The sequence below is a fragment of the Mycolicibacterium llatzerense genome, assembly GCF_025331195.1.
GTDB classification, from domain to species: domain Bacteria; phylum Actinomycetota; class Actinomycetes; order Mycobacteriales; family Mycobacteriaceae; genus Mycobacterium; species Mycobacterium llatzerense.
The window spans coordinates 129,528-141,571 of the sequence record NZ_LXOV01000016.1; the positions used below are offsets into that span (position 1 = coordinate 129,528).

Consider the following 12,044-nt stretch of genomic DNA (forward strand, 5'->3'; position numbering starts at 1 on the left):
GGTCCTATTGGCCCGGCGCCCGGTAATCCGTTTCCCGCCGGACTGCTTCGTCGATCTGTTCGGGTGTCAAGAGTTCGATGGATTCCGAACGCGCTTGACCGGACGCTGCTGTCCGTAGCGCCAGGGTCGCCGCTGCCATTTCGTCGGGTACGGAGCCGATGACGTACAGCTGGTGCGCGCCCAGAGCGAAGTTGCAGGACTCGACGGTGCCGCCGACGCTTTCGACCATCTTGACAATGGCCGCTCGCCGCGCCGACCCGCCTTCGTCCAGGAGTCCGCGTGCACCCTCGGCGGTGTACTGGACTTTCCACAGGTATCGCGGCATTGTCTGCTCCCTTGCTCCGATGGCGTATGCACGTTGATCGTGCCATCGTTTCGGCTCACACCTACCCGAAATCGGGTGCTCGCCAAAGAAACAATCGGCATTGAAGCTGCGAGCGGCTCACACCAGGTTGATCGAATCCAGAACGTCGGCAGCGAGTTGCTCGTCACCGGTGATGGCGACATCGCAATCGCGCCAGGACCGGCGGGTCGTAGCCCAGATCGGAAACTCCTCGGACAGACCTGTGACGTGTGCGGCTACCTGGCCCCCGCTGGACGGCGTGACACGGAATGAGCGGCGGCCGGTGTCGGGCTCGATGCGCCAGGTTCCGCCGCCGAGTCCCTCGAGGGTCAGCGCAATCGGTTCGCGCAGCCAATTCAGCTGCTGCTGATGCGACTCCGCCAAAAGTGCTGTCATCCAATCGATGACAGCCGTCATACGTCGATCGTCGGTGGGTGGTGCCGGCTTACCGAGAGCTGGCGCGATGTCGTGACGCAGGTGGGTGTGCCAATCAAAGATCGCTGTCGACGGCATGATGCGCAGAGGGAAGTGTCCGAGTTCGCCCAGAGGGATCCGAATGGCTCCCATCGGGCCGGCGGCACCCAGCCGGAGCAGATTCGCGGCCCGGCCGGTCCACTTCACGTATTCGTCGAGCAGTGCAGCGGGCGGGCGGTCCGCGCGTGCCTCGACGTCGTCGTCGTTGAGTAGCTCGATCTGTTTCGTCCGCATGATGGCGAGGAGCCCTGGCGTGAAGAACGAGTGCGCAGTTGCACCCAAGTGTGCGACGACGTCGCGGACGCGCCAGCCGGCGGCCCTGCTCGGCGCGTCCCATTCGTCGGGGGTCAGGCTCTTGCAGAACTCGTACACCGCGTCGCGTTCCGTGCGCAACGCGGCGATGCGGCTCGAGTGCGTGGTCATGTGAGGTCCACGAGTGGCAATCGTAGGGCCCCGACCGCTGCTGTGGGGACGACGGGCAGATTCGGCTGGATGGGCTTGATCCGCCGATAGGGCGAACCCAGCGCTGGGCGCAAGTCGGGCTCGCCCTTGTTGGGCCAGAACGCCATTGCGCGTTCGGATTGGGCGACGATTGTCAGCGACGGATTGACACCGAGATTGGCCGTGATCGCCGAGCCGTCGATCACGTGGAGGCCGGCGTAGCCGTAGAGCCGCTGATACGGGTCGACGACACCGTGTTCAGGGTCCTCGCCGATGGTCGCCCCGCCGATGAAGTGCCCGGTCATCGGGATGTTCACGAGATCGGCGACAGCGCCTTCGGGGTAGCCGCCGATCTTCTCGGCGAGGCGCCGGGCGACGTCGTTACCGTCGGGGATCCACACCGGATTCGGTTCTCCGCGGCCCTGTTTCGAGCTGAGCCTGGCGCCGAACAGGCCGCGTTTGCGGAAGGTGGTCAACGAGTTGTCCGCCGCTTGCATGACCAGCAATGTGATGGTCTTTTCCGACGCGCGCCGGACCCACAGGCTGTGCAGCAACACAAGCGGGTGCGCAAGACTGAACAGCAGGAATCGCAGCAACCGGCGGCGCTCGCCATCGATCAGAGGCACTGTCATCAGATGCATGGCGTTGGAACCCTTGCCGTAATGGCAAGCCTCGACGTGTGTTTGGGGTGTCGGGTGAATCGACGAGGTGATCGCAATGCCCTCTGCGAACTCGGTCCGGTGCTTCGATTTCGCGTGCAGGATCGCTTCGGAGTTCGTTCGGGTGAGCTCGCCCAGCCGTGGCGAGACCTCGGGTAGGGAACCTGAATCCTTGAGCTTGTGCAGCAGCTTCTGGGTACCGAGCGCCGCGGCGGAGAACACGACCTGCTGGGCCGTGAAGGTCTTCTTGTCCTTCCGGATCCATCGTCCGGTCCGCACCGTCGAGATGTCGTAGCCACCATCGGTGCGGGGACGCACGTCGGTCACCGTCGTCAACGGGTGGATGCGGGCACCTGCGCGCTCCGCGAGATACAGGTAGTTGGTTTCGGTGGTGTTCTTGGCGTTGTGGGGACATCCGGTGAGACACCGGGTGCAGAAGACGCACCCGGCGCGATCAGGGCCGACACCGCCGAAGTACGGATCGCCAACTGTGACACCGGGTTCGCCGAAAAACACCCCGACGTCGGTGGCCCGGAAAGTGTCGGCGGTACCGAGATCCTCGGCAACCTGCCGCATGGCCTCGTCGGCGGCCGTCATCCGTGGATTCGGCGTGACGCCGAACATCCGCTTCGCCTGGTCATAGTAGGGCGCGAGCTCGGAGCGCCAGTCGGTGATGTGCGCCCATTGCGGGTCGGCATAGAACGGGTCCGCGGGCTCATACAGGGTGTTCCCGTAGATCAGTGATCCACCTCCGACCCCCACGGCGGACAGGATGAACGTGTTCTTCAACGGCGTCAGCTGCTGGGGACCGGTCAGCCCGAGTTTCGGCAACCACAGGAAGTCCCGCACCTGCCACGTGGTTTTCGGAAAGTCAGCAGGCGCCCAGCGGCGACCCGCCTCGAGCACGCCAACGCGATAGCCCTTCTCCGACAACCGGAGCGCACTGACACTGCCGCCGAAACCAGACCCGATCACCAGGACGTCGTAGTCGAACTCTGACGATGCGCTCATCGTCGAAACCTCTTCGCTTTCATGCGGTTCGCTGCATCGGAGCTCGTCAGCAGGGCCACGATCTCGGCATTGAACGTGTCGATGTCTTCGAGGTTGGTCGCGTGGCCGGACTTCGGTAGCTCGACTTCGCGAAGCAGGTTGCCGGCCGCTCGAACCTGGTCCGCGAGCAGTTTGGTGATACTCGGCGCCAACATGCCGTCCAGTGCGCCGTACAGAACGGTCGTCGGAACCGAAAGTGCTGCAACACCATTGGACACATCGATTTGGCGTGCGCCGTTGGCCCAGCGCAGGCGTACATCCGGCGGGCATTGTGCGGTGATGTCCTGGACGAAATCGACCGCTTCGGGTGTGGCGAATTCCGAGAGCCCGAGCTTTCGCACCAGGCCGCGATTCCATTTCAAAGCCGGGAACGGCAATCGCGTGCGCAGGACGGCGTCGAGCGCACGGGCCTGCAAACGGGTGAGGAAGTCCGGCGAGTCCAGGAGGTTCAATCGATGGTTCACCAGAGATGCTGCCGTGTCAGCGAGCAGCGCCGCCTTGACACGGGTTGCGACCTCATCGGGGTACTTCGCGGCCCAGGCGAGTGTGGTCACCCCGCCCATGCTGTGTCCGACGATGGTCGCCCGCTGACCTGACGTAACCGTCGCCGCGAGCACCGCCGACAGGTCATCGGCAAGGTGGCTTGCCGTCAAGGGGCCGCGGAACCGCCCACTGCCGCCGTGGCCCCGTTGGTCGAAAGCGATGACGCGATAGCGCTCGGCGAACGCCGATATCTGCGGATTCCAGTACTCGATGGCACAGGAAAATCCATGGATGAGCAAAATCGGTTCACCGTCGACGGGGCCGTACTGCTGAACATGAAGTCGCGTTCCGTCGGCGGAGACGACGTCTATCGATTCTGGTTCGAACTCGGGTCGGCGAAGCGGTCCGCTTCTGGGTTGTCGTGTCGTCCTGCAGCTGATCACTAACACTCCTTTGTGTTTGCGTGTCCCCGGTTTGTTTGGTCAGTACGACTGCGGCAGGCCGACAAAGCTCATACTTGCCTCAGAATCGGTCGGAGATGATCGAGCGCGGATGCGTCCTCGATCGTCGATGGGATGGGTTCGTCACGGCCATCGGCGATGGCGCGCATGGATTTTCGGAGGATCTTGCCTGAGCGGGTCTTGGGCAGCGCTGGTACCACGTCCACCAGTCGAAGGGCCGCAACCGGGCCGATCTGGTCACGGATCGCCGCGACCAGTTCGTCGCGCAGTTGTGCGTGGTCGACGTCGACGCCGGCCTTGAGCACGGCGAACGCGCGGGGGACCTGGCCCTTCAGCGAATCCGCCACGCCGATGACGGCGCATTCGGCCACGGCGGGGTGCGCGGCGATTACCGCTTCCATCGATCCCGTCGAGAGCCGGTGTCCGGCGACGTTGATGACGTCGTCGGTGCGGCCCATGACGAACAGATACCCGTCGTCGTCGAGATAGCCGCCGTCGCCCGAAAGGTAATACCCAGGAAAGGCTTTCAGGTAGGACGCGACATAGCGGTCATCATCGTCCCAGAGTGTCTGCAGTGCGCCGGGCGGTAGCGGCAGTTCGATGCAGACGGCGCCTTCCTCTCCCCGGTCGCATCTGCTTCCGTCGGGCCGCAAGATCGCGACGCGGTAGCCGGGTGCAGGCACTGTCGGGGAGCCGGGTTTGATCGGCATCGGTTCCAGGCCCATGAAATTGGCTGCGATCGCCCAGCCGGTTTCGGTCTGCCACCAATGATCGACCACCGGGACACCGAGTTCGGTCGCGGCCCAGTGGTAGGTGTCCGGGTCCAGCCGTTCGCCGGCGAGGAAGAGGTACTGCAGGGTGGCGACGTCGTAGCGGGCCAGATGGGCGGCGCCCGGGTCTTCCTTGCGGATGGCGCGCAGCGCTGTGGGTGCGGTGAAGAGTGTTCTGACGCCGTATTGTTCGACAACTCGCCAGAACGCGCCGGGATCAGGAGTGCCGACGGGTTTGCCTTCGTAGAGCACGGTTGTCGCTCCGACGAGCAGCGGACCGTAGACGATGTAGGAGTGGCCGACGACCCACCCGATATCGGATGCGGCCCAGAAGACGTCGCCCGCATCGACGTCGTAGACATTGCGCATGCTCCACGACAGTGCGACGGCGTGGCCGCCGTTGTCGCGCACAATGCCTTTCGGCGCGCCGGTGGTGCCGGAGGTGTACAGCACGTAGAGCGGATCGGTGGCGGCCACCGGGACGGGAGCTACCGGCCGTGCGCCCCTTGTCGCGGTGGCCCAGTCGATGTCACGATCCCCGCTGAGTTCGGCGGTGAGGCGGTCGCGCTGCAGGATCACGCAGGCGCGCGGCTGGTGCGACGAAAGCGCCAGTGCCTGATCGAGCAACGGCTTGTACGCCACGACTCGGGTGGGTTCGATTCCGCAGGAGGCGGATACGACGACCGTCGGTTTCGCGTCGTCGATACGGCCGGCGAGTTCGGCCGCCGCGAATCCGCCGAACACGACGGAGTGGATGGCGCCGAGGCGGGCGCACGCCAGCATGGCGACCACGGCCTCGGGCACCATCGGCATGTAGATGACCACCCGGTCGCCTTTGGTGACGCCGAGCCTTCGAAGAGCACCGGCGAAGACGGCGACCTCGTCGAGAAGTTCCCGGTACGTGTAGGTCCGGGCAGTTCCGGTCACGGGGGAGTCATAGATCAGTGCTGCCTGGTCGCCGCGGCCCGCCTCGACGTGGCGGTCCAGCGCGTTCGCACACGTGTTGAGTTCCCCGTCGGGGAACCAGCGACAGAAGGGTGCGCGGGTCGCGTCGAGCGCCTCCACCGGCTCGCGGCTCCAGGTGATCGAACGTGCCTGCTGGAGCCAGAACTCGGTGGGGTCGTCGACGCTGGCCGCGTATGCGGTCGCGTAGGCGCCCGCTATTTCGCCCACGATGGCTTGCTTTTCGAGAGGAAAGCGCCGACGCCATCACGTGCTTCGTCGCCGAGCAGTGCGTCCGCGAAGCATCCCGCGGCAGTGTCGAGCAATTCGTCGAGTGGCGTGCTTGCGGCGGCATGGACGAGTTCCTTGGAGACGCCGTTGGCACCCGGTGCGCACCGGCGCACGTTCGCCACCAGGTCCTTGATTGCGACATCCAGCGCGGCGCCATCGGCGACGACCTTGTCGACCATGCCGATCCGGAAGGCTTCCGCGGCATCGATTCTCGCGGCGGTCAGCATCAGCACTCGCGCGTGGTGGGACCCGACCCGAGCGACGATGAAGGGGCTGATCTGGGCAGGGGGGATGCCCAGTGTGGTCTCGGTGAGAGAAAACGTCGTGTCGGCGGTGGCGATGGTGACATCCGCAACGGCAGCCAGGCCGACGCCGCCACCCATCGCTGCCTTCTCGACTGCGGCGATGACGACCACCGGCAACCGGTCCAGCGCGGTGAACAGGGCTCCGCCTCGTCGATTCGAGGCGGCGACGGCCGCGCGATCGGCGCCGCCCTCCTGGAAGATCGACTTGAAATCCTTGAGATCTCCACCCGCGCAGAAGATCCCGCCGGCACCACGCAGGACCAGAGCCCGCACCTCGGCCGGATTGTCGTGGATGTACGCGATCACCTGCTCCAGACCCTCGACCACGCTGTTCGACAGCGCGTTGCGCCGCTCAGGGCGATTGATCGTCACGTGCAGGACCCCGTCGAGGTTCTCGATCAGCAGGTCGTCGTTGTCAATCATGTTGTCTCCAATGGTTCTCAGGTGTGCCTATGCCGGTTCGTGAACGCCGGGGGCGAGTGTCGGCTCATACAGTTCAGCTATCTCGGCTGCGTACTTCTCCGCGATCGGCTTGCGTCGCAGTTTCATCGTCGGCGTGATCTGGATGCCGCCCGGCTCCCAGAACTCGGGAATGATGCGGAATCGCTTGATCTGCTCGACGCGGGACAATTTCGCGTTTCCAACAGCGATGGCGCTCGCGATGGTGGCAATGACGCGTGGGTCGTCCGCGAGAACTGGCGCAGCGCCGTCGATTCCAAAGTTCTTCGCATGGACCGCGGCGACATCGGTGTCGAGCACGATCATCGCCGTGTTGTACGCCCGCGCATCGCCGATCGCGACGGCCTGACCGATCAACGGGCAGGCCGACTTGAGAGTGTCCTCGATGTTGGAGGGCGACATGTTCTTTCCGCCCGCGCTGATGATCAATTCCTTCTTGCGATCAATGATCGTGAGGTAGCCGTCGGCATCGATCGTCGCCACGTCGCCGCTGCGCAGCCAACCGTCGGCATCGAGCACCTCAGCGGTGCGATCGGGATCGTTGCGGTAGCCGCGCATCACGACGGCGCCGCGCACCAGCACTTCACCATCGTCGGCCAGACGCACTTCCACGCCGGGCAATGCGGGGCCGACGGTGCCGACCTTCACTCGATCCAGCGGGTTTCCGGTTGCGACGCCGGTGGTTTCGGACATGCCCCAAACTTCACTGACGTTGATGCCGAGCGCCCTGAAGAATTCGAGGGTCTCCGGCGCGATCGAGGCGGCGCCCGAAAGTGCCCAGCGAAGTTCGTCCAGCCCGAGCTTCGCCCGGATCTTGGACAACACGAGTCGATCGAGCATCTCGTACTGGAGACGCTCGAGGAGCGTAAGTCCCTGTGCGCCAACACGCTTGCGTCCCAGTGTCAACGCGAGCTGCAAGAGGTGCGCTTTCGCCCCGCGTTCCTCGGCGAACGCCGATTCCAGGGCCACCCTCATCTTGTCCCACACCCGCGGAACCGCGAACCAGTACGTCGGTTTGGCGTCGGGCAGCGCCTCGGCAATCTTGCGGGGGTCCGGCACCGTGGTGATCTGAGTGCCGAAAAACATCTGGACATAATGTGCAGCCATGCGGTCCGCGATATGCGCGGCCGGCAGATACGACGTGAAGCGATCGCCGCGGCGCACCCCGTATGCGCCCAGGACGGACGCGGCCTCCGCGAGCGCGTTTCCGTGCGTGATCTCGACGCCCTTCGGGGCGCCCGTCGTACCCGAGGTGTAGATCAGGGTCAGCACATCGTCTGGGCCGACGGCTTTCCACAGGGCCTCGAAGTTGAAGCCGGACTCACCAGCGGCCTCGAGCCGCGCCAAGCTGTCGGGATGGTCATCGGCCTCATCGACGACGACGATGCGACGCGTCGGCCCTGCTGCGACTCGCACCTTTTCAGCGAACTGGCGTTCGCACACGACCACCGTGCTCCCCGAATTCTCGAGCAGGTAGACGATCTGTTCGACCGAATTGGTGTTGTACATCGAAAACGGAATCGCACCGAGATGAATGGCCGCCGTATCCACGATGTGGAACTCTGGCCGGTTTGTCAGCATCAACGCGACCGTGTCGGTTCTGCCGACGCCGTAGGCGGCCAAGCCCGCAGCCACGCCGCGCACCCGGTCGGCATACTGGCGCCAGGTCAGGGTCTGTACGCCGCCGACGGTTCGCAGTGCGATCCCGTCGGGGTCGACGGCAGCTGTGTGCTGAAACGCTTCACACAGCGACCGCGGTTCAGCGGTCACTCCTGCGTTCCTTCAGCGCCATCGACGCCGACGACGGCCAGGACGTCGTTCGTCTCCACCTGTTGACCCACAACTACCTTCAGCAGGGCCACCGTGCCCGTGGCGGGCGCTGCGATGGTGTGCTGCATCTTCATGGCCTCGAGGACAACGATCGGCTGTCCGGCCTCGACCGCATCGCCTTCCGTAACATGCACGGCGACAACGGAACCCGGCATCGGAGCCAGCAGCGAACCTGCCGCCACCTGTGAGGACGGATCGGGGAACCGGGGGATCGGTCGCAGTGTCACCGAGCCGTCGAACGAATCGACGCAGATCATGTCCGGGTAGGCGGCCACCGTGAAGGTCCGGTGCACCCCGGCGTCGGCGAGCGTCACCGCTTCCGGTGAGCTTTCGACAAGGTGGACGCCTTCGTGACCGTCGGCGATCAGACCGTCGGGCGAAATGCGGTATGCCACGTCGATTTGATCGGCCCGTCCGTTGTAGGACACGCGCTGTGAGCTCGACACCACGTTGCGCCAGCCGGACGGCAGCTCGGCCTGTACTCGCGCGGATGCTCTATTGCCGGCGGCCTCGGCGAGCGCCGCGGCCAACGAGCTGAGGTGCTCGGCCTTTTCGTCGGCCAATGGTGCGGCGAGCGCATGGAGACCGTGGCGGTCGAAGAAAGCCGTATCGATCTGTCCGGCAACGAATTCGGGATGGCGCAGAACACGCACGAGCAGGTCGCGGTTGGTGGTGAGCCCGTGCAGGCGGCTGGCTGCCAGTGCGCCGGCGAGACGCCGAGCGGCTTCGGCACGGGTGGGCGCCCACGCGATCAGCTTGGCGAGCATGCCGTCGTAGTGGACGCTGATGGCGTCACCCGCCCCGAATCCGGAGTCCAGCCGCAACCCGTACGTGCCGGGGACCTCGAACTCGGCGTCCACTCCTGGAATGTCGAAGGCGTGTACCGGGCCGTTGGTCGGCATCCAGTCCGCGGCGGGATCTTCTGCGACGAGACGAACCTCGATCGCATGTCCGTTGAACGCGGGAACGCCGGTTTCGGGCAGGACGGCGCCTTCGGCGATCCGGATTTGCCAGGCAACAAGATCGAGTCCGGTGACACATTCCGTGACTGGGTGCTCGACCTGCAGGCGGGTGTTCATCTCGAGGAAGTAGAACCGGCCGTCGTTGCTGGCGAGGAACTCGACGGTGCCGGCGCCCTCGTAGTTGACCGCCTTGGCCGCGGCAACCGCTGCGTCACAGAGCTTTTGACGCAGTTCGTCGTCGACCATCGGCGAGGGGGACTCTTCGATGACCTTCTGGTGCCGGCGCTGGATGGAGCATTCGCGTTCGCCCAGTGCCCACACGTTGCCGTGCTTGTCGGCGAGGACCTGGACCTCGATGTGGCGGCCGGCCTCGATGTAGGGCTCGCAGAACACAGTCGGGTCACCGAACGCGGACGCAGCCTCATTGCTGGCAAGTTCGACGGCGGCCGCGAGTTCATCGACCGATCGGACGATGCGCATGCCTCGTCCACCGCCACCGGCGGAGGCTTTGACCAGCACCGGCATGTCGGCTTCGGTCACGGCGGCGGGGTCGACCTCGCCCAGGACCGGCACGCCGGCCTTGTCCATCAGGATCTTGGACTCGATCTTGGAGCCCATCGCGTCGATCGCTTCGGGGTTCGGGCCGATCCACGTCAGGCCGGCGTCGATGACGGCGCGCGCGAAAGCGGCGTTCTCCGAAAGGAATCCGTAGCCGGGGTGGATCGCGTCGGCGCCCGATTCGCGGGCGGCGGCGATGATCAGGTCGGTCCGTAGGTACGTCTCGCCTGGTGCGTTACCGGCAAGGCGGACAACGAGATCCGCGTCCGCGGCGTGCAGCGCCTGCTGATCCGCATCGGACGCGACGGCGACAGTGGTGATACCGCTGTCGCGGCAGGTGCGGAACACCCGTCGCGCGATCTCGCCACGGTTTGCTACGAGCACTCGTTGAATCATGATCACATCCTGAAGATTCCGAAGGCGTTCCTGACGCCCTCGATCGGTCCATTGTGAATGACGGAAAGGCAAAGGCCGAGAACAGTTCTGGTGTCCCGCGGATCGATCACGCCGTCGTCGTAGACCTGTCCCGACATGAACGTCGCCAGCGATTCCTTCTCGATCTGGTTCTCGACCATGGACTTCATGGCGGCGTCGGCCTCTTCGTCATAGGGGAGACCCCGTTCGGCGGCCGCCGCCCGCGCGACGATCGACAGCACGCCTGCCAGCTGCGCACCGCCCATCACCGCGGTCTTCGCGTTGGGCCAGGAGAACAGGAAACGCGGGTTGTACCCACGCCCGCACATGCCGTAGTTGCCCGCACCGTACGAGGCGCCCATGTTGACGGTCAGATGCGGAACCTTCGAGTTGGACACCGCGTTGATCAGCATCGCGCCGTGCTTGATGATGCCGTTCTGCTCGTACTCCTTACCGACCATGAATCCGGTGACGTTCTGCAGGAACAGCAACGGCGTATCGGTCTGGTTGGCCAACTGGATGAACTGCGTGGCCTTCTGCGACTCTTCGCTGAACAGCACACCGCGCGAGTTGGCGAGGATGCCGATGGGGTAACCGTGCAGCGAGGCCCATCCGGTCACCAGGCTGGTGCCGTAGAGCGGCTTGAACTCGTCGAAACGCGAACCGTCGACGATGCGCGCGATCACATCGTGTGGATCGAACGGCTGCTTGAGATCGATCGGGATCAGCCCGAGCAGTTCCTCCGCGTCGTGCTGCGGCGGATCCGCTGGTCGGCTCGGACCCGGTCCCTGTTTGCGCCAGTTCAGGTTCGCGACGATCTGGCGGCCGATCCTGATCGCGTCGAGTTCATCGACGGCGAGGTAGTCGGCCAAGCCGGAAGTGCGGGCGTGCATCTCGGCGCCGCCGAGGCTCTCGTCGTCGGATTCTTCACCGGTGGCCATCTTGACCAGTGGGGGACCGGCGAGGAACACCTTCGCGCGTTCCTTGACCATCACGACGTAGTCAGACATGCCCGGCATGTACGCGCCGCCCGCGGTCGCGTTGCCGAACACCAGGGAGATGACCGGCCGCCCTTCGGCGGACGCGTTGGTCAGTTCCTTGAACTGGCGGCCACCGGGAACGAAAATCTCAGACTGCGTCGGCAGGTCCGCGCCGCCCGACTCGACGAGGAAGACCAGCGGCAGTCGGTTCTCTTTGGCGATGTCGTACAGCCGGAAGAATCGCTTGACGGAGTACGGGTTGCCGGTTCCGCCCTTGACCGTGGGCTCGTGCGCCATGATCGCGCATTCGACACCTTCGATGACGCCGATACCGGTGACGATGCTGCCACCGACATGGAACTTGCTGCCCCACGCCGCGAGTGGCGACAGTTCGAGGAACGCCGAATCGCGGTCGACCAGCAATTCGATCCGTTCGCGGGCAGTGAGCTTGCCGCGGTCGTGATGTCGTTTGACGGACTTCTCCCCGCCGGACGACACGGCCTTCGAATGTTCGTCGGCGAGTTCGCCGAGCCGTTCGAGGAGATCCGCGCGCTTGGCTGTGTATCCATCGGACATCGTGTCGATGGTGGTGTCCAGAACTGTCATTCCTGCCTCACAGTCT

Annotated in this window: 9 protein-coding genes; all 9 read right to left on the reverse strand. The window is 64.9% G+C overall.

Going from position 1 to position 12,044, the window contains the following annotated elements:
- Window positions 1-4 precede the first annotated feature (4 nt).
- The 9 genes from A7G45_RS25385 to A7G45_RS25425 all read right to left on the reverse strand — a co-directional run bounded on the left by A7G45_RS25385 (window position 5) and on the right by A7G45_RS25425 (window position 12,028).
- Window positions 5-325 carry a GYD domain-containing protein gene (locus A7G45_RS25385; RefSeq protein WP_260941075.1) on the reverse strand — a complete coding sequence of 107 codons (321 nt, stop codon included), beginning with the start codon at window positions 323-325 and terminating at the stop codon, window positions 5-7.
- A 117-nt stretch (window positions 326-442) separates the two neighbouring features.
- Window positions 443-1,240: a maleylpyruvate isomerase family mycothiol-dependent enzyme gene (locus tag A7G45_RS25390; RefSeq protein WP_260941076.1), complete on the reverse strand. Its 798-nt coding sequence runs from the start codon at window positions 1,238-1,240 to the stop codon at window positions 443-445.
- Window positions 1,237-2,928: a GMC oxidoreductase gene (locus A7G45_RS25395; RefSeq protein WP_260941078.1), complete on the reverse strand. Its 1,692-nt coding sequence runs from the start codon at window positions 2,926-2,928 to the stop codon at window positions 1,237-1,239. Before A7G45_RS25395 ends, A7G45_RS25390 begins: the two co-directional genes overlap by 4 nt.
- Window positions 2,925-3,749, reverse strand: a complete 825-nt coding sequence (locus A7G45_RS25400) for an alpha/beta fold hydrolase (protein ID WP_260941080.1) — start codon at window positions 3,747-3,749, stop codon at window positions 2,925-2,927. The genes A7G45_RS25395 and A7G45_RS25400 overlap by 4 nt, the downstream gene beginning before the upstream one ends.
- Before the next feature lie 212 nt (window positions 3,750-3,961).
- Window positions 3,962-5,854: an acetate--CoA ligase gene (locus A7G45_RS25405; RefSeq protein WP_260941082.1), complete on the reverse strand. Its 1,893-nt coding sequence runs from the start codon at window positions 5,852-5,854 to the stop codon at window positions 3,962-3,964.
- Window positions 5,842-6,642 carry an enoyl-CoA hydratase/isomerase family protein gene (locus tag A7G45_RS25410; protein WP_260941083.1) on the reverse strand — a complete coding sequence of 267 codons (801 nt, stop codon included), beginning with the start codon at window positions 6,640-6,642 and terminating at the stop codon, window positions 5,842-5,844. Before A7G45_RS25410 ends, A7G45_RS25405 begins: the two co-directional genes overlap by 13 nt.
- Window positions 6,643-6,669: 27 nt before the next feature.
- A complete protein-coding gene (locus tag A7G45_RS25415) occupies window positions 6,670-8,448 on the reverse strand; it encodes an AMP-binding protein (RefSeq protein WP_260941085.1) in 1,779 nt (592 codons plus the stop codon).
- Window positions 8,445-10,424: an acetyl/propionyl/methylcrotonyl-CoA carboxylase subunit alpha gene (locus A7G45_RS25420; RefSeq protein ID WP_260941086.1), complete on the reverse strand. Its 1,980-nt coding sequence runs from the start codon at window positions 10,422-10,424 to the stop codon at window positions 8,445-8,447. Before A7G45_RS25420 ends, A7G45_RS25415 begins: the two co-directional genes overlap by 4 nt.
- Before the next feature lie 2 nt (window positions 10,425-10,426).
- A complete protein-coding gene (locus tag A7G45_RS25425; RefSeq protein ID WP_260941088.1) occupies window positions 10,427-12,028 on the reverse strand; it encodes an acyl-CoA carboxylase subunit beta in 1,602 nt (533 codons plus the stop codon).
- Between the last annotated feature and the right edge of the window lie 16 nt (window positions 12,029-12,044).